This window comes from Piscibacillus salipiscarius JCM 13188, from assembly GCF_001311865.1.
GTDB lineage: Bacteria > Bacillota > Bacilli > Bacillales > Alkalibacillaceae > Piscibacillus > Piscibacillus salipiscarius.
This window is the reverse complement of record NZ_BBCD01000001.1, coordinates 83,730-106,926: the sequence shown is the minus strand read 5'-3', so window position 1 is coordinate 106,926 and position 23,197 is coordinate 83,730. Positions and strand designations below refer to the sequence as shown.

Sequence of the window (23,197 nt, the reverse complement as noted above, 5' to 3'; positions counted from 1 at the left end):
AAAATGACTGTAATCGTTCAAAAGTTTGGGGGAACATCCGTTAGAGATGAAGATGTTCGATCTCTAGCAATTCAGCATGTTAAAAGTGCTGTTGATCAAGGTCATCAAGTTGTAGTCGTTGTATCAGCTATGGGGCGTAAGGGTGAACCTTACGCCACTGATTCTTTACTTGATTTAATACAGTATCCTGACCATCAAGTTTCTCAAAGGGAACTTGATCAATTATGTCTTGTGGTGAAATTATTTCATCTGTTGTTTTTGCAAATGAGCTTAGGAATCATGGTTTATCAGCTACATCAATTTCAGGAGCTCAAGCTGGAATTATGACAACAAGTGATTTCACTAATGCTAGGATTGAAAAAGTAAATCCTGATCTAATAAACACCTTGTTTAATACAAATCAAGTCATTGTAATAGCTGGATTCCAAGGTCAGGATAGTTTTGGCTATATGACCACCCTTGGCAGGGGAGGGTCTGATACATCTGCTGTCGCACTAGGAGCAGCACTAAATGCTCAGTTTGTGGATATATTTACTGATGTGGATGGTATTAAAACAGCTGACCCGAGGTTAGTGAAGCATGCCGAAACATTAAAAGCGATGACTTACAGCGAGATTGTACATCTAGCTTATGAAGGATCTAAAGTAATACATCCTAGAGCAGTCGAAATAGCAATGCAGGAAAAAATTCCGCTTAGAGTACGCTCAACCTATTCTAATGATGAAGGAACTTTAGTGACATCGAAGGTAAATAGTTCAATAGATCGCTCAATTCAAGATTCATTAGTAACAGGTATAGCTCAAGTGTCTGGGCTATATCAAATTAATGTTGATGCGCAAGAAAATTTGATTGAACTACATGAACGTGTTTTTGCTCAACTAGCTGAAGCAAGTATTTCCGTAGACTTTTTTAACATTTCATCAAAAGGGATTACATTTACAGTACCTAAAGATAAATGGAAGTTAACACAATCCATTATGGATTCAATGGATTTGAGTTACACTATAGAAGAAAACTGTGCAAAAGTGTCAACAGTAGGTGCTGGAATCCAAGGTGTACCAGGGGTGGCCTCTAAAATCGTAACAGCATTGGCAACAAAAATATTCAAATTTTACAATCTGCTGATAGTCATACGACTATTTGGGTATTAATTAAAGAGAAGGACTTAGAAGCAGCAGTCAATGCTCTTCATGATAGTTTTTAGGTAAGGAAGGAGATTAATCATGAATTTTGGAAAGGTCATTACGGCTATGGTCACACCCTTTGATGATCAAAATGAGTTAGATCTAAAGCGTACTGAAGCTTTAGTTGAACATTTAATCAACAACGGTTCTGATGCATTAGTAGTCGGAGGTACTACAGGTGAATCACCAACACTATCTAAAGAAGAAAAATTAACTCTTTACAAACATGTTGCGGAAGTAGCAAATGGACGCATTCCTGTTATTGCGGGTACGGGTAGTAATAATACAAAAGAAACCATTGAATTTACTCAAAAGGTTGAATCAACTGGTGTAGATGCAATTTTGTTAGTTGCACCATATTATAATAAACCAAATCAAGAAGGTTTATATCAGCATTTTAAAACGATTGCTGAATTAACTAACTTACCAATTATGCTATATAATATTCCAGGCAGAACATCTGTAAATATGTCAGTTGAAACAATCGTTAAATTATCAAAAGTTCCTAACATCGTAGCGGTTAAAGAATCAAGTCAAGACTTACTAGCCATTACTGAAATTGTTGCTCAAACAGATGATGACTTTAAGTTATATAGTGGTGATGACGGTTTTACATTGCCGATTGTATCTGTTGGTGGCGATGGAATTGTATCAGTTTCAGCTCACCTTTACGGAAATGAAATGCAAGAAATGGTGACGTCTTATTTTGATGGAGACGTAACTAAAGCTACACAACTCCATCAGCAATTGTTACCTAAAATGAAAGCATTATTTAATGCTCCATCACCAGTTCCAGTGAAAACTGCATTAAATCAAGCAGGTGTCTCTGTTGGTTCTGTAAGATTGCCATTAGTACCATTAACATCTGAAGAAGAAAAGCAGTTAAAAGAAGCATTACAATAATTATTAACGTGATCTGAAGACTCTATTCTAAATGAATGGAGTCTTTTTGTATGAACATCTGGCATTTGTAAACACTAAATGGCAAAGGTAGGTGGATAATATGTCAGATGAAAAAAGAAAACAACAGAATGATGAACAAACTGATGATAACAACAAAGATGATGCACAAGGTTCGTTAATGGACAAAATTAAGCAGTTAGGGCAAACAAATGTACCACAGGCACCTGAATCTAACATTCATGTGCTACCCATTATTGGCCAAATTGAAGGGCACTTACAGTTACCACAAAAAAATAAGACAACTAAGTACGAACATTTAATTCCCCAAATTGTAGCTATTGAACAAAATCCAAAAATTGAGGGAGTTATTTTATTATTAAATACAGTAGGTGGAGATGTAGAAGCTGGTTTAGCGATCTCTGAAATGATTTCAACTATATCAAAACCGACTGTATCAATTGTCTTAGGTGGTGGACATTCGATTGGAGTTCCAATTGCTGTTTCTGCTAATTACTCGTTTATTACTGAAACAGCGACGATGACGATACACCCAATTAGATTGACTGGACTTGTAATCGGGGTTCCACAAACATTTGAATACTTAGATAAAATGCAAGACCGCGTTATTAATTTTGTCGTTAAAAAATTCCAACATTACTGAAGAAGATTTTAAGGAGCTAATGTTTGCGAAAGGTAATTTAACTCGTGACATTGGTACGAATGTAGTAGGTAAAGATGCAGTAGATTGCGGATTAATTGACGATGTTGGTGGTGTGAAGGAAGCAATTGAGAAATTAAATGAAATGATTGACTCTAATAAAGGTGAGCAGGTGATTCAATGATTTTGTACACCCCTTTAGATGAACAAGAGATTTTTGAAGATGAGGATCAAAGTGTATATCAATTTGTAACTGTCAAGCATGCCACGGTTAAGTTGCGCCGAGATCCGGATTTAAATGGATATCAAATTGTACACATGACTTCAACAGACCCAGCAGATTATTTAAATAAAGAATTACAACCAGGAACGACTTATTACTTATAAAGTCTTATCCAAAAGATTGGATAACTATGGTATAATATATACCACACAAGAGCAGCCAGCATAAGGCTGCTTCCTTATTTTGGGGGGATACGATGGCTAAACGTAAAAAGAAGAAAAAGCAAAGAAGAAAAAAAAAAACGTCACGTATTACAGTTTGAATTGATTGGATTATTACTCATTTTAAGTGCCATCTTTTCAAGTGGAATTAGTACAATCGGAGAAGGATTTATCCCACATGTGTTTGTCACACTCTTTCAGTGGCTATTTGGTTTTTGGTACATAGTGGTCAGTCTATCCTTGTTTATTATTGGGGTTTATTTAATGTTTAAACGAAAATGGCCTCAATTTACATCATCTAAGTGGGTTGGATTTTATATTTTATTTGGTTCAGTCCTCCTTTTACTCATGTTCAAACATTTGATGTTGTGGTTAAACAATATCCTGATCAAAATATTTTTGGTATTACTTGGGATTACTATGAAAGTTACCAATCTGGATTAGTAGATTACCAGTATATTGGAGCTGGTATGATTGGGGCTTCATTATTTGCTGCAAGCTATTATTTATTGTCTGCAGCAGGAGCAAAAGTTCTTGCTGTTTTTGGCGTATTAATTGGGTTTATGTTGTTAAGTGAGAAATCGATCTCAGATGTACTTGCTAGAATCATAGATAAAATTCGTCAAACAACAAATAATATAAAAGAACGATTTGAAAAACGAAGAGAAGAAAAGGAAGCTAGAAAGCAAGCTCAAGATGAGGAAAAAGCTGTTGAAACAACATATAATATTGAGCAAAATGAAGTGACTCAGTCTGAAGCCGAGCCGGTAATAGAAGATTTCCAAAAGTATGTTGAAGAAAATTCATCAGAGTCATTGGAAACAAAACAGTGGACTGAGACGGTTCAAAAAGAAGATGGGTCAGATTCTAAAGAGGATGAAATTAAAGCTTTACCTATGGCTGAAGTGGAAAATGAATCATATAAGTTACCATCACTTCAATTATTAAGAAGTCCTGTTGCTCATTCTCAACAACAAGAAAAATCACAAATTCAATCTACTGTTCAAAAGTTAGAAAAAACGTTTCATAGTTTCGGTGTAAAGGCTAAAGTTACAAAAGTACATGTTGGGCCTGCAGTAACTAAATACGAAGTGTACCCTGATGTAGGAGTTAAAGTAAGTAAAATTGTTAATCTACATGATGATTTGGCATTAGCATTAGCTGCAAAAGATATTCGTATTGAAGCGCCTATTCCAGGCAAATCTGCTATCGGTATAGAAGTGCCTAATACTGAAGTTGCTCAAGTATCCTTAAGAGAAGTTGTGCAACATGCACAAAGCCTGCCTTCTAAATTATTATTTGGATTAGGAAGAGATATTGCAGGTGAGGCAATCACAGCAGAACTAAATAAAATGCCTCACTTATTAATAGCTGGTGCTACAGGTAGTGGTAAAAGTGTGTGTGTGAATGGAATCATTACAAGTATTTTACTCAGAGCCAAACCACACGAAGTGAAAATGATGATGATTGATCCTAAAAAAGTTGAGTTAAACGTATATAACGGAATACCTCATTTATTAGCGCCAGTTGTCACTGACCCTAAAAAAGCCTCACAGGCACTAAAGAAAATCGTTTCTGAAATGGAAAGACGTTACGATTTATTTTCAGATACAGGTACTCGTAATATTGAAAGTTATAACGAATACATCGATAAAGTGAACGAGAGAGAAGACGAAAATCATCCGCACTTACCTTACGTTGTCGTATTAATTGATGAGTTGGCCGATTTAATGATGGTTGCTTCAAATGAAGTAGAAGATTCAATCACAAGGTTAGCTCAAATGGCACGTGCGGCGGGCATACATTTGATTATTGCAACTCAAAGACCTTCAGTTGATGTTATAACAGGTGTCATTAAAGCTAATATTCCATCTAGAATTGCCTTTAGTGTGTCTTCAGCTACAGATTCTAGAACAATTTTAGATGGTGGAGGAGCAGAAAAATTACTCGGAAAAGGGGACATGCTCTTTTTCCCTGTAGGTGCATCTAAACCGACACGTATTCAAGGTGCTTTCTTATCTGACGAAGAAGTTGAGCGTATTGTAGATTACTGTGTTGAACAGCAAAAAGCTCAATACCAAGAAGAAATGATTCCTGAAGAAGTTAGTGAAGTGCAAAATGATGTAGACGATGAACTGTATGAAGATGCGGTACAATTGATTGTTAGTATGCAAAGCGCTAGTGTTTCCATGTTGCAACGTAAGTTAGAGTGGGATATACTCGTGCAGCAAGATTAATTGATGCAATGGAAGAACGAGGAATTGTCGGTCCATATGAGGGGAGTAAACCCAGGAAAGTATTAGTAAGTCAATATCAAGAGGAAGAACAAGAGCAAACATCAAGTTCATAACTGACGAACGATCCCTCTTATTTTTAGAGGGATTTTTCGTATTGAATGTATATTTAGGGTAGAATATAAGATAGAGTAAAAAGGAGGTATAATATGCCAAAATTAAACCATCAACAATTCGAAAAAATGAATACAATTTGCATCTTATACAAACAAAAAAGTTTAAAACTAATACAGTAGCTCTTAAATTTGCTAGGCCTCTAGATCGAGATAATATTACAGAACGTGCACTATTACCTTTCGTTCTACAAAAAGGAACGAAACAATACCCTTCAGAAAAAGCGTTAAGATTACGATTAGATGAACTTTATGGGGCGAAGTTTTCAATTAACTCGGGTAAAAAGGGAGAAAACCATGTCATTACGTTTGTATTAGACTTTGCGAATGAAAAGTTTATTCCGAATGCCAATCAATTAATTAAAGAATGTCTCCAATTTTTATATGAAGTAGCGGCTAATCCAAAAGTTGAACAAAATGAATTTGATTCTAAAATTGTTGCTAAAGAAAAGGAAACGTTAACAAATAAGATTAAGTCTATAGTCGATGAGAAAATGCAATTTGCTAACATGCGTTTAATAGATGAAATGTGTCAAGACGAAAAATATAGTGTGCACGCACATGGATACTTAGATGATATGGATCAGATTAACGCTTCAACTCTTTACAAGACCTATCAGCAAATGATTAATGAAGATGCTCTTGATGTATTTTTGTAGGTGACTTTGAAGAAGAAGAAGTTAAACCAGTAATTGAAAGTGTTTTTAATTTTAATCGTGAGCCATCAACGAAAGTTATACAATCTGAGCATAAAAAGGTAGAACAAGTTAACGAAATTACTGAAAAACAAAAGGTCCAACAGGCAAAGCTACATTTAGGTTATCGAACAGGTATTACTTATAGGGACTCTGATTATAGAACACTACAAGTATTTAATGGTGTTTTTGGGGCTTTCCCACATTCTAAGCTTTTCTTAAACGTGCGTGAAAAGCATTCGTTAGCTTATTACGCAGCATCAAGACTTGAAAGTAATAAAGGATTAATGTTGGTATTTAGTGGTATTGCACCTGATAAATTTGATCAAGCCAAAGAAATCATAATCCAGCAACATGAAGATATTAAGAGTGGTCAGATATCAGAAGATGAAATTGATCAAACAAAAAGGCTATTACTCACCAGTTAAAGGAAACCATCGATCGTGCTGGAGGCATGGTTGAGTACTATTATCAACAAGTGGTTTCAGGCCAATTTAATGATATGGATCATGTCTTAAATGAAATTGATCAAGTAACTAAAGAAGACATTGTACGAGTAGCCAATCAAGTTGAACTTGATACGGTATACTTTTTAACAGCAGAAGACGGAGGTGAAAGTCATGAATAAATTGAAAATTCCTCGTATCAATGAACAGATGTATCATGAAAAATTAGATAATGGTCTTGATTTGTTTCTACTTTCAAAGCCGGAAGTGGAGAAAACATTTGCTATCTTTTCAACCAAATATGGTTCGATTGATCAAAACGTTCACGCCAATTGGAGAAAATGAGAAAGTGACAGTACCTGATGGTATTGCGCATTTTTCTTGAACACAAAATGTTTGAAAAAGAAGATGGTGATGTCTTCCAGCAGTTTTCTGAAAGAGGAGCTTCTGCCAACGCTTTTACGTCTTTTACACAAACAGCTTACCTTTTTCGAGTACGTCTGACGAAGAAAAGAATGTTGAAACATTATTAAACTTTGTTCAAGATCCTTATTTTACTGAACAAACAGTTGAAAAAGAAAAGGGTATTATTGAACAAGAGATTAAAATGTATGATGACCAAGCTGATTGGAGGCTGTTCTTTGGTACGATTGGGTCCCTTTATGAACATCATCCTGTTCGTATTGATATTGCTGGTACTGTAGATTCTATTTACGATATTACTCATGAAGATTTGTATACTTGCTATAACACGTTTTATCATCCATCTAATATGTCTATCTTTGTTATTGGCAATTTTTGATTTAGACAGTATGGCAACTTTAATTAAAATAACCAAACAATAAACGTTTGATGAACCAAATGGGATTGACAGGTTTTATGGTGATGAAAAAGATGAAGTTTACAAAAAGGTCGAGAAGATTTATATGCCTGTTACAACACCCAAGTGTATGATTGCTGTTAAAGAGAAGAAAGAATCATTAAATAAAGACCAGTTACTAAAAAATGATTTAGTACGGGATATGATATTAGATTTATACTTCTCTAAAAGTGGCTCTTTTTATGAAGAACTATATCAAAAAGGCTTAGTTATTGATAAATTAAGATTAGAGCAATACTTAGAAGAATCATTTGGATTTGCGGCTATTGGTGGAAGCACAACTAAACCAAGAGAATTCGGAGAAAGAGTGAAGGAAATGCTCTTATCCATAAAGAATGAGCCGATCAAACAAGATGACTTTGAACGCGCTAAAAAGAAAAATATGGTGAGTTAGTTAGAGAATTTAATGAATTAGAAGGAACAGCTAACACATTTATCCATTATCATCATTTAGGAATTGATTATCGTGATGTATTTGAAATATTAGAGCAATTAAGTTTAGATGATGTGAACCGTGTAACAGATGATTGGATTTCTGAAGACCGCATTTCTATTTGCATGGTGTTGCCTGAGGATGAGAAATAATTGAGACAAACAGTATTAGTTATTGGTGCAAGTGGAGAAATTGGTAGTGCGATTGTTAAAGAACTATCCCAATATTCTTATCAGTTTATTTTACACTATTATCAAAATAAAAACGTTATTGACTTAATATCAAAACAGCTTGATGAAGATCAGATGTTAATGACTGTTAAAGCTGATTTATCTAAAGATGATTTAGATGATGTGATGATGTCTATACCTTTTCAGGTAGACATCATCATTTTTGCTCAAGGAAAGGCATCTTATGGATTAATGACTGATATGAGTATAGATGAACTTGATCGGTTATATCGCATTCATTTAAAGTCGACAGTATCTATAACTAAAAACTATCTACCTCAGATGGTTAACAAACAAATGGTAATATTATTGTTGTATCTTCCATTTGGGGTGAAATAGGTGGGAGTCAAGAGGTCTATTATTCAGCTATTAAAGGAGCCCAGATCTCATTCGTAAAGGCATTAGCTAAAGAAGTAGGGCAATCATCTGTTCGAGTAAACGCTGTAAGTCCTGGTTTTATTGAATCCAAAATGAATGGTCATTTATCTTTAAAAGATACACAAGACTATTTAAAGGATGTGCCTTTAGGAAGGTTAGGTACTCCAAAAGATGTTGCGAAAACAGTATTATTTTTATGCCATAAAGACGCTCAGTATATTCACGGGGAAGTGATTAGAGTCAATGGAGGTCAATTAACTTAAATAATCTGTGTATAATGTTAGATCTTCCGTAAAAAATAAGAATTGAAAGTATGTATATAAGGAGGAACTAACATGTCAGTATTAGATAACTTCGAACAGTGGAAAGACTTTTTAGGTGATCGCTTACATCAAGCGCAAGAAAATGGTGTTCCAGACAGTACGATTAACGAGCTTGCTTATGAAGTTGGAGAACATTTAGCAACTCAAGTAGATGCTAAAAATGATGAAGAAGCAATGTTACGTGATTTATGGAATGTAGCTTCTGAAGAAGAACGCCATGTCATTGCGAATATGATGGTTAAGTTAGTACAAAATGAAGGAACTGGTCAATAAGGTTAATCCCGAAAGATATTCTATCTTTCGGGATTCCTTTTATTGTTAAATTTTTAATGAGTCTTTTAATTTATTATTAAATATAAAGGACAAGTTTTTACTAAAATATGATAAACATCCTTTTATTATATAGAAAAATAATTTATTATAGTATTAACATTGTTAATTATTTCATATAAGTTTAGGAAACTTGGTTGGAGGGCCTATGATGGAAGAACGTAAAGATTGGTATCTAGAATATGAAATTTTGTATAACCGACCAGGTTTATTAGGAGACATCTCATCACTTCTTGGGATGTTATCGATTAATATTATTATGATTAATGGTGTAGAAGATGCACATAGAGGAATGCTTTTACTAAGTAAAGAAGATAAAAATATGAACGTCTTGTGACGATATTAGATACAATGAGGACGATTCAAGTCAAAAAAATTAGACGGCCGAAATTACGTGACCGTTTGGCTGTTATGCATGGCCGTTACATAAAAAGTGACTCGGATGATAAAAAGACGTTTCGTTTCGTTCGAGATGAGTTAGGTATTTTAGTAGACTTTATGGCTGAATTATTTAAAAAAGATGATCATGTTTTAATAGGTATTAGAGGGATGCCACGAGTAGGAAAAACCGAATCTGTCGTTGCTGCAAGTGTATGTGCCAATAAAATGGCTGTTTTTATCAAGCACTTTGTTAAAGCAAACAGTCAGAAGCCAACTAATTAAGCATGAATATCATAAAGATTATTTATATATATTAGATGGCGTAGTATCGGTTAAACGCTCGAGTGATAAACATTGGCAAGTCATAAGAGAGGTTATGCAGTTACCTGCAGTTAAAGTTGTAGAACACCCCGATGTGTTCGTGCAACATTCTGAGTATACTTTGGATGACTTTGATTACTTTATTGAACTGCGCAATAATGAAGATGAAGAAATTACGTATGAGAAAATTAATAAACCAGAATTTGATGAGCAAGATGGGTTTTCAATGTTTGATTTTGAATAAAACTGGACGGTGTTAGACATGCAAATAGGCGAAAGACTTAAAGAAGCAAGAATTGAAAAGGATTTAACTTTAGATGATCTGCAAAAGGAAACTAAAATTCAAAAACGTTATCTAGAATCTCTTGAAAATAATGATTGGTCAGTTTTGCCTGGCGTTTTTTATGTGCGAGCATTTGTTAGAGAATATGCAGAAGCTGTTGGCTTAAATGGAGATGAACTATTAGATGAACATAAGGATGAATTGCCTGCATCTCAAGCTGCTCAGCAATATGAATATGTGACGCCATCAAGATCCAGTCGAGCCTCAAGTGGAGGTTCTAATCCACTGTTCAATTACTTACCTAAAGTACTTGTCATTTTACTTGTAGTAGCTATATTATTTGCCATTTACTATGCAGTGATTAACTTCATGGACCCAGGTGAATCTAACCCTGGTAATCAAGTTGATGATAATGAAGTGATTACAGCACCTGAAGAAGATGAACAAGGAACAAGTGGTGAAGAGGAGTCTCAGCAAGAGGAAAATACAACTGAGCAAGAGAATCAAAATGAAGATGAGAATGCTAATGAAGAACCAGAAGAGCCTTCTACTGAGATTAATGTAGTTTCCAGTGATGAAAGTAAAGTGGAAACAATCTATGAAGTTAGTAATGTAGACCAAATAAAACTATCTTTAGCAACTACTAGTGATCAAAATTGGTTACAAGTTCAAGGTAACTCAGAGTATTTTCAGGGAATGCTTACTCCTGATAATTCTCCATTAGAATTTGACATTGAGGAAAATGAAGTATACTTAAACATTGGTAGTGCGCAGGGATTAACTATTACAGTTAACGGAAAAGAACTACAATATGAATTTGATCCTAACGAAGATGACAATTACATTCGTCAACATATCTACATTAGATTAGCGGAAGAATAAGTTATAATCCTTTGCTGTATGCAAAGGATTTATTTCATGTGAAGTTGGAGGGCTACAAATGAATATACCAAATAAGATTACTATTTCTCGTATTTTTTTAATTCCTATTTTTATCATTTTAATTGTTGTTCCTTTTGACTGGGGTTTGCTATCAATTGGAGAGTATGATTTACCAGTTGACCATTTAATTGCAGCGATTTTATTTTTAATTGCATCATTTACAGATTGGGTCGATGGTCACTATGCACGCAAATATAATCTAGTAACGAATTTGGGTAAGTTTTTAGATCCGTTAGCTGATAAGTTACTTGTGTCTGCAGCTTTAATTTGTTTAGTAGAACTAGGGATGGCTCCAGCTTGGATTGTCATCATTATTATTAGCCGTGAATTTGCAGTGACTGGGTTAAGGTTAGTAGCAGCTGGAGAAGGAATCGTGTTAGCGGCAGGTCAAATGGGAAAACTCAAAACAACTTTACAAATTGGAGCAGCGGGCTTCCTTTTATTACATCACTTCCCATTTTCATATATAGGTTTTCCGATTGGAACCGTCTTTTTATATGCTGCTGCACTAATAACGGTTATTTCAGGTGTAGACTACTTTATTAAGAACTGGCATGTCATGAGGGATTCGAAATGATTGAAGACACTAAATGTGAAATTATTACAGTTGGAACAGAATTGCTCTTAGGCCAGATTGTCGATACCAACTCAGCTTGGTTATCGGAAGTGTTAGCAAACTCTGGTATAAATGTTTACTATAAACAAACTGTTGGCGATAATTTTGATCGCTTATATTCAGCTTTTTCTGAAGCACAAAATCGATCGAACATAGTATTTGTAACAGGAGGTTTAGGGCCAACGGATGATGATTTAACTAGAGAAGTGGCTGCTAAGCTATTTGGTACGGAACTTGAAACTGATCAGAGTACAATCAATAAAATTAAACATTATTTTGAACTGAAAAATCAAACTATGACAGAAAACAACCAAAAACAAGCTCTTTGCTTTAAAGGTGGTACGGTTTTTAATAATGAAGTAGGTATGGCACCTGGTTTATTTTATGAATTTAACAACACTTGGTGGATCTTTCTTCCTGGCGTACCACGTGAGATGAAGTGGCTTGTATCAGAACAGGTTGTGCCTTTTTTAGATAAACATGGTGTTTTAACAACTAAATTATATAGTAAAGTGTTAAGCTTTCAAGGTATTGGTGAATCCATTTTAGAAACTGAACTTCAAGATTTAATAAGAAATCAGTCCAATCCTACCATCGCTCCGCTGGCAGGAAACGGTTATGTTACCTTAAGGTTGACAGCTAAAGCAACAAGTGAGATCGAAAGTGATGAATTAATGGCACCAGTTGAACAACAAATCATGGATCGAGTAGGAGGATACTTTACAGGTTATGGGCATATTCCATTAGAAGTTCAGTTAATGAATATATGCAAAGATAAAAAACTGACCATTAGTTCTTGTGAAAGTTTAACAGGCGGATTGTTTGCTTCGACTCTTGTACAACATGATGGTGCATCATCCATATTAAATGGCTCAATTGTTTCTTATACAAATGAAGTAAAAGAACACGTAGTTGGTGTTTCTTCTTCAATATTGGATAACCAAGGTGCTGTTAGTAAAGCATGTGCTAAGGATATGGCTGAGAAGACTAGAGAAAAGTTAAACACTGAGATTGCTATTAGTTTTACTGGAATAGCTGGAGATGATCCTGTAGATGGACATGAACCTGGCACCGTGTTTATTGCAGTTTCATCAGAAGACCATACAAAGGTACACGAAAGACACCTATCGGGTGGAAGGAACATAGTGAGAGAACAAGCTGTTCTAGAAGGTTTTAAGCTTTTAATAAATTTTATAAAAAAAAATTTTACTAGCTGGGAAAACATCATTTTCTTTTCATTTTTATCAAAAATGATAGCTTTGGTATGAGAAAATGATGTTTTCTTACGATATAAAACAGAACAAATATTCGCTTTTTGTTGGCAAATAATCTAAAAAGTAGTATGATAGAGTTACTTAATCGAAGGGGGACTATTTAAGATGAGTGATCGTAAACAAGCATTAGATATGGCTTTAAAACAAATTGAAAAGCAATTTGGTAAAGGGTCCATTATGAAATTAGGAGAACAAGAAGGACAAACGGTTTCAACCGTATCAAGCGGCTCATTATCATTAGATGTAGCACTTGGTGTAGGTGGTTACCCTCGCGGACGCGTTGTTGAAATATATGGTCCTGAATCTTCTGGTAAAACAACAGTTGCCTTGCATGCCATTGCAGAAGCGCAAAAACAAGGCGGACAAGCTGCGTTTATTGATGCTGAGCATGCACTAGATCCTGTATATGCTAAGGCATTAGGAGTAAACATAGATGATTTATTACTTTCTCAGCCTGACACAGGTGAACAAGCATTAGAAATTGCTGAAGCGTTAGTTAGAAGTGGAGCAGTTGATATTATTGTCGTAGATCAGTAGCGGCATTAGTACCAAAAGCTGAAATCGAAGGCGAAATGGGAGATGCGCACGTAGGTTTACAAGCTAGATTAATGTCTCAAGCGCTTCGTAAACTATCAGGTGCTATTAATAAATCTAAATCTACTGCCATTTTCATCAACCAGATCCGTGAAAAAGTTGGAGTTATGTTCGGTAACCCTGAAACGACACCAGGTGGACGTGCACTAAAATTCTATTCTTCTGTAAGATTAGAAGTACGCCGCGCTGAAACTTTAAAACAAGGTAATGAAATGGTTGGTAATAAGACTAGAATTAAAGTTGTTAAAAACAAGGTAGCACCACCATTCAAGCAAGCTGAAGTAGATATCATGTATGGAGAAGGAATTTCACGTGAAGGTGAAATATTAGATATTGGTTCAAACCTAGACATTGTTCAAAAGAGTGGTGCTTGGTTCTCGTATAATGGTGAGAAACTAGGACAGGGCCGTGAAAACGCTAAACAATTTTTAAAAGACAATCCAGATGTTTATGATGAAGTAACACAAGCAATCAGAGCTCACTATAACTTTGAAAAGAATGATGAGGACGTTGTGGAAGAAGAAGGGCAAGAAGAATTAAATTTAGAATAAATTTGTCGTCTTGTTAATAGTAAAGAGGCTGAGACAAGAAGAAAAATAACTATTTAAAAACCAAACATTGAATGTTATTAGCGTAGTCAAAATGCGAGACTCCAGCAGGAACAGCACGAGCTGAAAATCACTCCATACGTACGGAAGTACGTATGGAGAAGTTGAAGCCGTGCCTGCGGAAAGCGAAGCATTTGATTACGCTAAAATGAGGACGAACTTTAGGGAGTGATTTATTCTCTAATTTTCGTCTTTTTTCTAAATTAATACATATTTTCCCCAGCCTCTTTAAATATAGAGTTAGCTAAGAAAAATATGTAAAGTACCTGTAAATAGTTTGACAATTCCTTGACACGAAGGATAGACAGGCTTAAAATTAAATTGTATAATTTTCATTTTTACCTAAAAATGATGAAATGAATGATTGTACTTTACCGACTGAAATGTATGAAAGAAAAAGAAATTTGAATAGCAAGAGGAGGTGAATGTATGGATAGTATGGCAATACTCATCTCCATTTTGCTTTTAGTTGTCGGTATTGTTGTTGGGTATTTGGTTCGCAAATCAATTGCCGAAGCCAAAAATTTCTAGTGCAGAAGGACTCGCGAAACAGATTGTCGAAGAAGGCAAACGTAACGCTGATTCGGCAAAGCGTGAAGCTCTTTTAGAAGCGAAAGATGAAAACCATCGTTTGAGGCAAGAACAAGAAAATGAGCTTAGAGAACGTCGAACAGAGGTTCAAAAGCAAGAAAATCGACTCTTGCAAAGAGAAGAAACGCTTGATCGAAAAAGTGAAACATTAGATAAACGTGAGCTAATGTTAGAAAAGAAAGAGGAATCGTTAAGTGAAAAACAACAACAACTAAATGAAACCGAGAGCAAAGTGGATGAGTTATTAAAGACACAACAAACAGAACTAGAACGTATTTCAGGACTGACTCAGGACCAGGCTCGAGAAGAGATATTAGATCGTGTGAAGAAAGAATTAGAACACGAGACGGCTCTAATGGTCAAAGAAGCCGAAAATCGAGCTAAAGAAGAAGCAGACAAGAAGGCAAAGCAAGTCCTTTCACTTGCAATGCAGCGTCTTGCGGCCGAGCATGTATCTGAAACAACTGTTTCTGTTGTTAACTTACCGAATGATGAAATGAAAGGTCGAATTATCGGTAGAGAAGGTCGTAATATCCGTACGCTTGAAACGTTAACTGGTATTGATCTCATCATAGATGATACTCCTGAAGCTGTTATTTTATCAGGTTTTGATCCAATTAGAAGAGAGATTGCAAGAATTGCTCTTGAAAACCTTGTTCAAGATGGACGAATTCATCCGGCTCGAATTGAAGAGATGGTTGAGAAATCTCGTCGTGAAGTTGATGAATATATTCGAGAAGTTGGTGAACAAGCGACATTTGATATTGGATCACATGGGATTCATCCGGATTTAATCAAGATTATTGGGCGTTTGAAGTACCGTACAAGTTATGGTCAAACGTCTTAAACCATTCATTAGAGGTTTCTTATTTATCTGGATTATTAGCAGCAGAACTCGGAGAAGATGAACAGTTAGCAAGACGTGCAGGATTGTTACACGATATCGGTAAAGCAGTGGACCATGAAGTAGAAGGCAGCCACGTTGAAATTGGTAAGGAATTAGCACAGAAATACAAAGAACACGAAGTCGTAATTAATGCGATCGCATCTCACCACGGTGACGAAGAGGCTACTAGTGTCATCTCAGTTATTGTAGCTGCAGCTGATGCTTTATCTGCCGCAAGACCTGGTGCTAGAAGTGAATCGTTAGAAAACTACATTAAACGACTCGAAAAACTTGAAGAAATAGCGGATACTTATGAAGGCGTTGAAAAATCATTCGCTATTCAAGCAGGACGCGAAGTTCGCATAATGGTGCGTCCAGAAGATATTGATGATGCAAAAGCTACACAATTAGCACGTGAAATCAGACAGAAAATTGAAGATGGCTTGGATTACCCTGGCCACATTAAAGTTACAGTTATTAGAGAGACACGCGCAGTTGAATATGCGAAATAAAAACGGCTATTATAAGCCGTTTTTATTTTTGACTTTAAAACTTGATTGTGTAACTATTTACGTATACATAAGACTAAGCAATAGAAGGGGTCGCGTATGAATATTTTGTTTATCGGAGATGTTGTAGGGAAGCCTGGTAGAGAAGCACTTAGACAAAATCTATCTAATTTACAGGATCAACATAAAGCGGATTTAACCATTGTTAACGGTGAGAATGCTGCTCATGGTAAAGGATTAACTAAAAACTTTATCACCAATTTTAGAATGGGGAGCTGACGTTGTTACATTAGGTAATCATGCTTGGGATAAAAAAGAGATTTTTGATTTTATTGATGATGCGGAGTATTTAGTAAGACCAGCCAACTATCCTGAAGGAACACCAGGAGAAGGGTTACGCTTTGTTAAGAAAAAGCAAAAGACAGTAGCTATTATTAATTTAATGGGAAGAGTATTTATGAATCCATTAGATGATCCATTTCAAGTTATAGACTCATTAATAGATCAAGCAAAATCAAAAACTAATTTAATATTTGTAGATTTCCATGCTGAGGCAACAAGTGAGAAACAGGCGATGGATGGTATTTAGATGGGAAAGTTTCAACAATAGTTGGTACACATACTCATATCCAAACTTCGGATGAACGTATTTTAACGAATGGAACTGGGTATATTACTGATGTTGGGATGACTGGTGCTTACGATAGTATATTAGGGATGGAAAAAGAATCAATCATTCGTAAGTTTAAAACGGGTTTACCCGCTAAATTCGAGGTTCCAGAAACAGAAAAACAGTTTAAGTGGAATTAGTGTTTCAATTGATGACCAAACGGGTAAAACTAATAATATAAAACGAATTTTAATCAATGCTGATCATATTAATTTTAATTGATTAAAATTGTAATATTTGAATTTTTCGGAAAACTAGTTCATAATAAAAGGAATAGAACCATAGAATGCTGAATAAATTAGTTATGAAATCATAATAGTCAATTAAGGAGGAACTAGTAATGGAAATATTAAAAGTTTCAGCAAAGTCAAATCCAAACTCTGTAGCTGGTGCGTTGGCAAATGTGTTACGCGAACGCGGATCAGCAGAAATTCAAGCAATTGGTGCGGGTGCTCTTAACCAAGCCGTTAAAGCAGTAGCGATTGCAAGAGGATTTGTTGCTCCTAGTGGTGTTGACTTAATTTGTATACCAGCATTTACGGATATTCTAATTGATCAAGAAGAGAGAACAGCTATTAAGTTAATCGTAGAGCCTAGATAACTTGCAAAATGAACGTTCAAATCCTAGTAATGGGTTTGAACGTTTTTGTATGGATTAGTTTTATTTATGACAAATTTAGTATATTTCTTTGGAATTAATGGTTCTGTATTGTTAAAATTCGTTGTAGGATTTATACTGTATTAATGGATAATGCTGTTTAGAATATCCTTAAGTAGTGCGTGAAAGGAGTCTTATATATATGAACGAAAAACAAAGGAAAGAGCAGAGTCAAATTAACCAAGTCGATCCAGCGGACGTAAAATCCGACCAGGATAACTTAAAAAGACTCAAAGATAAAACTTCCGATGATTTTATGAAATACTTTGAAGTAACATATGAACCACCAAATATGAAAAAAGCTAAGAAACGTTTAAGAAAAGAAGTTGAATACCATGATGACTTTGAAATTGAGGAGCAGTTTCAAGGTCTAGGTAAAGGTAAAAAATTCTTAATTAGAACATATGGCTGTCAAATGAATGAGCATGACACAGAAGTTATGTCGGGCATTTTGACTGAAATGGGATATGAAGCAACAGCAGACCAAAATGAAGCTGACATTATCTTGTTAAATACTTGTGCGATTCGTGAAAATGCTGAAAACAAAGTATTTGGTGAGATTGGTCACCTCAAAGCTTTAAAAAGAGAAAACCCAGATTTAATTATTGGTGTTTGTGGCTGTATGTCTCAAGAAGAATCAGTTGTGAATCGTATTCTTAAAAAACACCAATATGTTGATTTGATTTTCGGAACTCATAACATTCACCGTTTACCGCAACTAGTTTACAATGCACTCATGAGCAAAGAGATGGTTGTTGAAGTATGGTCTAAAGAAGGTGACATCATTGAAAATCTTCCTAAACGCCGTGAAGGAAGAATAAAAGCTTGGGTTAATATTATGTATGGATGTGACAAGTTCTGTACATACTGCATTGTGCCTTATACTCGTGGTAAAGAACGTAGTCGTAGACCTGAGGATATCATTCAAGAGATTAGACATTTAGCGGCGCAGGGATATAAAGAAGTGACATTACTTGGCCAGAACGTTAATGCGTATGGTAAAGATTTAGATATGGATTATGGGCTAGGCGATTTAATGGATGAAATTCGAAAAATTGATATTCCGAGGGTTAAGTTTACAACATCTCACCCTAGAGACTTTGATGATCGTTTAATTGAAGTCCTAGCTAAAGGTGGCAACTTAATGCCTTATATTCACTTACCTGTTCAATCTGGTAGCTCTGAAGTGTTACGTGTCATGGCGCGTCGTTATACACGTGAAAGTTACTTAGAACTCGTAAGAAAAATAAAAGAACAAATTCCAAATGCAGCTTTAACTACAGATATTATTGTAGGTTTCCCTAATGAAACAGAAGAACAATTTGAAGAGACAGTCTCTCTATACCATGAAGTAGGTTTTGAAGGGGCGTATACCTTTATCTTCTCTCCTCGTGATGGTACACCTGCGGCAAGAATTGAAGACAATGTATCTGAAGATGATAAGAAGAAACGTTTACACCGCTTAAATGAGGTTGTCAATCAATATTCTAAGCAGGCAATGGAAAAATATAAAGGTAAAGTGGTTAAAGTTCTTGTAGAAGGAACAAGTAAAAGTAATGATGAAAAGTTAGCAGGTTATACTGAGCGCGGCAAATTAGTCAACTTTGTAGGCCCTAAATCAGCTGTTGGTGAAATTGTTAACGTGAAGATTACAGAAACAAAAACTTGGACCCTTGACGGTGAAATGATTGAAGAAACCGTCGCTGAGCCAGTAGAGGTGATATAAATGGCAGAATACACAAGGCAGCAAGTCGTTGCTGAAGCTAAAGAGCTAGCGAAAAAATTATCAAAAATAGACGAGATTGAACGTTTTAAAGAGTTAGAAATTAAAATTAATAACAATAATAAAGTTCAAGCTCATATTAAGAAGATCAAAGCACTGCAGAAACAAGCAGTTAACCTTCAACATTATGGTAAAGGCGAGGCGTTAAAGCGTGTTGAAGAAGAATTAGACAGATTTCAAGCTGAATTAGATGAGATTCCGATTGTACAAGAGTTTAAGGATTCTCAAGTAGTTGTAAATGATATATTACAACGAATTACGAATACGATTGCTAATGAAGTAACTGACGAAATCATTCGCCAAACCGGCGGGAACGTCTTAAAAGGTGAAACAGGAAAAGGTTTAGAAAAAGAAAATTCAATGTAATCTACTACAAAGCCATTAATTGAGGTGCTACCCCTCAATTAATGGCTTTTTTATGAATTGACTAACACACATTAATGGGCAAATACATATGAATGAGTATGAAAACATAAAACATCGCGGCCAAGAATCACAACAAATACCTAATTTGCATAAAATACATTGGCTAACAAAGGAGGAGGATCACGCATGTTCGACCGCGAATATCGCGAAATTATAACTAAGGCGGTTTGTGGTAAAGGGAAGAAATTCACAGAAACACTTCATATGGTAAACCCAAACCATAAACCTACTAGCATTTTAGGGTGCTGGGTCATTAATCATCAATATGAGGCTAAGAAGAAAGGGCGTTTCGTTGAAGTTACAGGGGCATATGACATCAACGTTTGGTACTCGCACAGTAATAACACAAAAACAGAAGTTGTAACAGAAAGAAAACAATATGTAGATAAGGTACCAATTGTAATGAAGGATGATAAATGTCTTTCAAATTCTTTCGACGTAGTAGCTCGAGCAACTCAACAGCCGAACACGTTAGAGTGCACGATTGATGAAAGTGGTAAGGTGAAAGTTGAGTTAGAAAGAGAATTTGTAGTTGATATTATTGGAGAAACTAAAGTATGGGCTAAAATCGAACCAAACGGTTTCGATGAAGATGATTTTGACTTCGATGATCTTGAAGCTGAATTAGCAGAAATTGATGTAGATAAGGAATAAAAAGGCTGAGACTATCAGCCTTTTTATTTTGGTTAATTTCTTAAATAGAATAGAGCTAGTGATGTTCATGAATTTTGCCTGTTACCTATGCTATAATGACGGATAGACATACATTAATGGGGGGATACATACCATGGCAAAATATACGCCAATGATGAAGCAATATCTTCAGATTAAAAAAAGAAAATCAAGATTCATTTTTATTTTTTCGATTAGGTGACTTCTATGAGATGTTCTTTGATGATGCGTTAAAAGCAGCTAAGGAACTAGAAATCACCTTAACTCAGCGTGACGGTGGTGATGAGAAAATCCCTATGTGCGGGGTTCCTTATCACTCTGCGGAACGATATATCAAAATATTAATAGAAAAAGGATATAAGGTTGCGATTTGTGAACAGGTTGAAGACCCTAAAACAGCTAAAGGGGTTGTTAAAAGAGAAGTCGTACAAGTGATTACCCCTGGTACGATCATGGAAGGTAGTATGCTAAATGAAGAAGAAAATAACTTCATTGCCTCAATCACACCTGTTATAAATGATTTCGTTATCTCTTATGTAGATTTATCAACCGGTGAAAGTTTTGTAAGTTTTATTGAGCGAGAATTTAAAGATGTCATAAGTGAGCTATATAATAGGCCTGTTAAAGAAATTGTAGTGCCAAGTGAGATTGATAATCAAGCTAAGGCTGATCTATCACTATATCTAAATGCAACTATTTCAACAGAGGATGAAGAAGAAATTCCTTCAGACTATCAATATTTAGTTGAAGATTTCTCAGATGAACGGTTAATTCGAGGTTTTGGACGAGTTTTTCAGTATATCTATAAATCGCAAAACGTTTTTCTATTACATTTACAAAAAGTTGTATATATCGAATTAGCCCAGTACATGAAGTTAGATCTATACTCTAAACGTAATCTTGAATTAATGGAGTCGATTCGGGATAAAAGTAAAAAAGGAACATTGTTATCCGTGCTAGATCAAACCGCAACAGCTATGGGCGCTAGGAAGTTAAAGAAGTGGATTGACAGGCCGTTACTATCGAAAGAGCTTATTGAAGAGCGCCATCAACAAGTACAAGCGTTGATTGATCATTTCTTTGAAAGAGAAGAATTAAAAGATTCATTAAAAGACATGTATGATATTGAAAGGCTTGCAGGCCGTATTTCTTATGGAAATGTTAATGCGCGGGATTTATTACAGTTAAAGCGTTCATTAGCAACATTTCCTAGTGTAAAAGAAATTTTAAATCAAATTAATAACGACTTGCTTCAAAATTTACTCCCAGAAACGAAACCTTATGAGGAAATCTATCAGTTGCTAGATGCGGGTATTAACGAGGAGCCGCCTATATCGATTACAGAAGGTGGAATTATTAAAAATGGTTATCACGAACAACTCGATCAATATCGTGAAGCTTCACGGAATGGTAAAGCTTGGGTAGCCAATCTAGAAGCTGATGAACGTAAGCGTACAGGTATTAAATCATTAAAGGTTGGTTACAACAAAGTATTTGGTTATTATATTGAAGTAACTAAGGCTAATCTTGCTAATGTCGACTTAACTAGATACGAGCGAAAACAAACGTTAACGAATGCGGAACGTTATATTACACCAGAATTAAAAGAGAAAGAGCGATTAATTCTAGAGGCTAATGATCAAAGTGTCGAACTTGAGTACGATTTATTTGTTGAAATAAGAGAGCAAATGAAAAATTATATTCCCGCGTTACAATTATTAGCCGATCGCATTAGTCAATTAGATGTGTTATTAAGCTTTGCTAATGTGAGCGAAACCAATAACTATATTAAGCCTAATATGGTTGATTCGCATGTTGTTCATGTTGAGGATGCACGTCACCCAGTTGTTGAAAAAGTCATGAAAGATGAATTTGTTCCCAATCATTTAATTTAGATGAGGAAACCAACATCCTTCTCATTACCGGGCCAAATATGGCTGGTAAAAGTACGTACATGAGGCAGCTAGGATTAATTGTGATTATGTCACAGATCGGCTGTTTTGTGCCTGCTAGATCTGCCAAGCTACCTGTTTTTGACCAAATCTTTACTCGCATTGGTGCTGCAGATGATTTAGTGTCAGGACAAAGTACGTTTATGGTTGAGATGTTAGAGGCTGAACATGCCGTTAGAAATGCTACTAATCATAGTTTAATATTATTTGATGAGATCGGTAGAGGTACGAGCACATATGATGGCATGGCCTTAGCCCAGTCAATTGTTGAGCATATTCATGATCATATAGGTGCTAAGACTCTGTTTTCAACCCATTATCATGAACTGACTGCCTTAGAGGATACCTTACATCAATTAACTAATGTACATGTAGAAGTGGATGAACATGATGGTGAGGTTGTGTTCTTACACCATATTAAAGAAGGTAAAGCTGATAAAAGTTACGGCGTTCATGTAGCTAAACTTGCAAACTTACCAGATGATATTATTGACCGTGCTAATTACTTACTCAATACTTATGAAGCAACAAGTAGTATTCGAGAAAAAAGCACGAATGAAGAACAATTAACATTATTCGAGCCGAAAGAAGAGCCACCTATTCAAAGAGATTTACAGGTCGTACACCAATTGCAGGATTTAAATTTATTAAATATGACGCCTATGGATGCGATGAACTTTCTATATGAAATAAAGAAGAAGTTGGACTAAAGGAGGTCAA

General features: G+C 35.4%; 17 protein-coding genes and 9 pseudogenes. All 26 read left to right on the top strand.

Annotated elements, in window-relative coordinates:
- Nucleotides 1–3: 3 nt before the first annotated feature.
- A pseudogene (gene dapG / locus JCM13188_RS00650) lies at nt 4–1,204 on the top strand (aspartate kinase).
- Between the two features lie 16 nt (nt 1,205–1,220).
- The gene (gene dapA / locus JCM13188_RS00645; RefSeq protein ID WP_054751449.1) at nt 1,221–2,087 is read left to right on the top strand and encodes a 4-hydroxy-tetrahydrodipicolinate synthase; all 867 of its coding nucleotides are present in this window, start codon (nt 1,221–1,223) and stop codon (nt 2,085–2,087) included.
- Between the two features lie 100 nt (nt 2,088–2,187).
- Nucleotides 2,188–2,929 (top strand): annotated as a pseudogene (locus JCM13188_RS00640) (ClpP family protease).
- The gene (locus JCM13188_RS00635) at nt 2,926–3,132 is read left to right on the top strand and encodes a YlzJ-like family protein (RefSeq protein WP_054751447.1); all 207 of its coding nucleotides are present in this window, start codon (nt 2,926–2,928) and stop codon (nt 3,130–3,132) included. The pseudogene JCM13188_RS00640 and the gene JCM13188_RS00635 overlap by 4 nt, the downstream one beginning before the upstream one ends.
- 87 nt (nt 3,133–3,219) lie before the next feature.
- Nucleotides 3,220–5,539 (top strand): annotated as a pseudogene (locus tag JCM13188_RS00630) (FtsK/SpoIIIE family DNA translocase).
- A 137-nt stretch (nt 5,540–5,676) separates the two neighbouring features.
- On the top strand, nt 5,677–6,255 hold the full coding sequence (locus JCM13188_RS17390; RefSeq protein WP_279401195.1) for a hypothetical protein: 579 nt from the start codon (nt 5,677–5,679) through the stop codon (nt 6,253–6,255).
- Nucleotides 6,246–6,719 carry a M16 family metallopeptidase gene (locus JCM13188_RS17385; RefSeq protein WP_369404752.1) on the top strand — a complete coding sequence of 158 codons (474 nt, stop codon included), beginning with the start codon at nt 6,246–6,248 and terminating at the stop codon, nt 6,717–6,719. The genes JCM13188_RS17390 and JCM13188_RS17385 overlap by 10 nt, the downstream gene beginning before the upstream one ends.
- A gap of 26 nt (nt 6,720–6,745) precedes the next feature.
- Nucleotides 6,746–6,919 (top strand): hypothetical protein, encoded by a 174-nt coding sequence (locus JCM13188_RS17380; RefSeq protein ID WP_279401194.1) that lies wholly within the window; start codon nt 6,746–6,748, stop codon nt 6,917–6,919.
- A complete protein-coding gene (locus JCM13188_RS20065; protein WP_369404719.1) occupies nt 6,912–7,082 on the top strand; it encodes a hypothetical protein in 171 nt (56 codons plus the stop codon). The genes JCM13188_RS17380 and JCM13188_RS20065 overlap by 8 nt, the downstream gene beginning before the upstream one ends.
- A 262-nt stretch (nt 7,083–7,344) precedes the next feature.
- Nucleotides 7,345–7,539 carry an insulinase family protein gene (locus JCM13188_RS20055; protein WP_369404718.1) on the top strand — a complete coding sequence of 65 codons (195 nt, stop codon included), beginning with the start codon at nt 7,345–7,347 and terminating at the stop codon, nt 7,537–7,539.
- 124 nt (nt 7,540–7,663) lie between these two features.
- A complete protein-coding gene (locus JCM13188_RS20050; protein ID WP_369404717.1) occupies nt 7,664–8,011 on the top strand; it encodes an insulinase family protein in 348 nt (115 codons plus the stop codon).
- Nucleotides 8,012–8,202: 191 nt separating this feature from the next.
- Nucleotides 8,203–8,921, top strand: a pseudogene (gene ymfI, locus JCM13188_RS20045) (elongation factor P 5-aminopentanone reductase).
- 72 nt (nt 8,922–8,993) lie between these two features.
- Nucleotides 8,994–9,254, top strand: a complete 261-nt coding sequence (locus tag JCM13188_RS00610; RefSeq protein WP_054751443.1) for a DUF3243 domain-containing protein — start codon at nt 8,994–8,996, stop codon at nt 9,252–9,254.
- A gap of 208 nt (nt 9,255–9,462) precedes the next feature.
- Nucleotides 9,463–9,648: a hypothetical protein gene (locus tag JCM13188_RS20040; RefSeq protein ID WP_369404716.1), complete on the top strand. Its 186-nt coding sequence runs from the start codon at nt 9,463–9,465 to the stop codon at nt 9,646–9,648.
- A gap of 14 nt (nt 9,649–9,662) precedes the next feature.
- A pseudogene (locus tag JCM13188_RS00605) lies at nt 9,663–10,257 on the top strand (DUF3388 domain-containing protein).
- A gap of 18 nt (nt 10,258–10,275) precedes the next feature.
- Nucleotides 10,276–11,178, top strand: a complete 903-nt coding sequence (locus JCM13188_RS00600; protein WP_279401193.1) for a helix-turn-helix domain-containing protein — start codon at nt 10,276–10,278, stop codon at nt 11,176–11,178.
- A 58-nt stretch (nt 11,179–11,236) separates the two neighbouring features.
- The gene (gene pgsA / locus JCM13188_RS00595) at nt 11,237–11,815 is read left to right on the top strand and encodes a CDP-diacylglycerol--glycerol-3-phosphate 3-phosphatidyltransferase (protein ID WP_054751440.1); all 579 of its coding nucleotides are present in this window, start codon (nt 11,237–11,239) and stop codon (nt 11,813–11,815) included.
- Nucleotides 11,812–13,122: a competence/damage-inducible protein A gene (locus JCM13188_RS00590; RefSeq protein ID WP_279401192.1), complete on the top strand. Its 1,311-nt coding sequence runs from the start codon at nt 11,812–11,814 to the stop codon at nt 13,120–13,122. The genes pgsA and JCM13188_RS00590 overlap by 4 nt, the downstream gene beginning before the upstream one ends.
- A gap of 111 nt (nt 13,123–13,233) precedes the next feature.
- A pseudogene (gene recA / locus JCM13188_RS00585) lies at nt 13,234–14,273 on the top strand (recombinase RecA).
- Between the two features lie 486 nt (nt 14,274–14,759).
- Nucleotides 14,760–16,319 (top strand): annotated as a pseudogene (gene rny / locus JCM13188_RS00580) (ribonuclease Y).
- A gap of 96 nt (nt 16,320–16,415) precedes the next feature.
- A pseudogene (locus tag JCM13188_RS00575) lies at nt 16,416–17,126 on the top strand (TIGR00282 family metallophosphoesterase).
- Nucleotides 17,127–17,326: 200 nt separating this feature from the next.
- Nucleotides 17,327–17,587 (top strand): stage V sporulation protein SpoVS, encoded by a 261-nt coding sequence (gene spoVS / locus JCM13188_RS00570; RefSeq protein ID WP_054751438.1) that lies wholly within the window; start codon nt 17,327–17,329, stop codon nt 17,585–17,587.
- Between the two features lie 199 nt (nt 17,588–17,786).
- Nucleotides 17,787–19,370 (top strand): tRNA (N6-isopentenyl adenosine(37)-C2)-methylthiotransferase MiaB, encoded by a 1,584-nt coding sequence (gene miaB / locus JCM13188_RS00565; RefSeq protein WP_054751436.1) that lies wholly within the window; start codon nt 17,787–17,789, stop codon nt 19,368–19,370.
- On the top strand, nt 19,371–19,793 hold the full coding sequence (locus JCM13188_RS00560; protein ID WP_054751434.1) for a YlbF/YmcA family competence regulator: 423 nt from the start codon (nt 19,371–19,373) through the stop codon (nt 19,791–19,793). It begins immediately after the preceding gene.
- Between the two features lie 186 nt (nt 19,794–19,979).
- Complete coding sequence (gene cotE / locus JCM13188_RS00555; RefSeq protein ID WP_054751432.1) at nt 19,980–20,507, top strand: outer spore coat protein CotE; 528 nt, start codon at nt 19,980–19,982, stop codon at nt 20,505–20,507.
- A 133-nt stretch (nt 20,508–20,640) separates the two neighbouring features.
- Nucleotides 20,641–23,187: pseudogene (gene mutS / locus JCM13188_RS00550) on the top strand (DNA mismatch repair protein MutS).
- The last annotated feature ends 10 nt before the right edge of the window (nt 23,188–23,197 follow it).

What these genes read in the sequence shown, in the direction of transcription:
- cotE (WP_054751432.1), top strand. Translation starts at nt 19,980, where the DNA reads ATGTTCGACCGCGAATATCGCGAAATTATAACTAAGGCGGTTTGTGGT.
- JCM13188_RS00635 (WP_054751447.1), top strand. Translation starts at nt 2,926, where the DNA reads ATGATTTTGTACACCCCTTTAGATGAACAAGAGATTTTTGAAGATGAG.
- JCM13188_RS20065 (WP_369404719.1), top strand. Translation starts at nt 6,912, where the DNA reads ATGAATAAATTGAAAATTCCTCGTATCAATGAACAGATGTATCATGAA.
- pgsA (WP_054751440.1), top strand. Translation starts at nt 11,237, where the DNA reads ATGAATATACCAAATAAGATTACTATTTCTCGTATTTTTTTAATTCCT.
- JCM13188_RS17380 (WP_279401194.1), top strand. Translation starts at nt 6,746, where the DNA reads ATGGTTGAGTACTATTATCAACAAGTGGTTTCAGGCCAATTTAATGAT.
- spoVS (WP_054751438.1), top strand. Translation starts at nt 17,327, where the DNA reads ATGGAAATATTAAAAGTTTCAGCAAAGTCAAATCCAAACTCTGTAGCT.
- JCM13188_RS20040 (WP_369404716.1), top strand. Translation starts at nt 9,463, where the DNA reads ATGGAAGAACGTAAAGATTGGTATCTAGAATATGAAATTTTGTATAAC.
- JCM13188_RS00610 (WP_054751443.1), top strand. Translation starts at nt 8,994, where the DNA reads ATGTCAGTATTAGATAACTTCGAACAGTGGAAAGACTTTTTAGGTGAT.
- JCM13188_RS20055 (WP_369404718.1), top strand. Translation starts at nt 7,345, where the DNA reads ATGTATGATGACCAAGCTGATTGGAGGCTGTTCTTTGGTACGATTGGG.
- JCM13188_RS00600 (WP_279401193.1), top strand. Translation starts at nt 10,276, where the DNA reads ATGCAAATAGGCGAAAGACTTAAAGAAGCAAGAATTGAAAAGGATTTA.
- JCM13188_RS20050 (WP_369404717.1), top strand. Translation starts at nt 7,664, where the DNA reads ATGCCTGTTACAACACCCAAGTGTATGATTGCTGTTAAAGAGAAGAAA.
- miaB (WP_054751436.1), top strand. Translation starts at nt 17,787, where the DNA reads ATGAACGAAAAACAAAGGAAAGAGCAGAGTCAAATTAACCAAGTCGAT.
- JCM13188_RS00590 (WP_279401192.1), top strand. Translation starts at nt 11,812, where the DNA reads ATGATTGAAGACACTAAATGTGAAATTATTACAGTTGGAACAGAATTG.
- JCM13188_RS00560 (WP_054751434.1), top strand. Translation starts at nt 19,371, where the DNA reads ATGGCAGAATACACAAGGCAGCAAGTCGTTGCTGAAGCTAAAGAGCTA.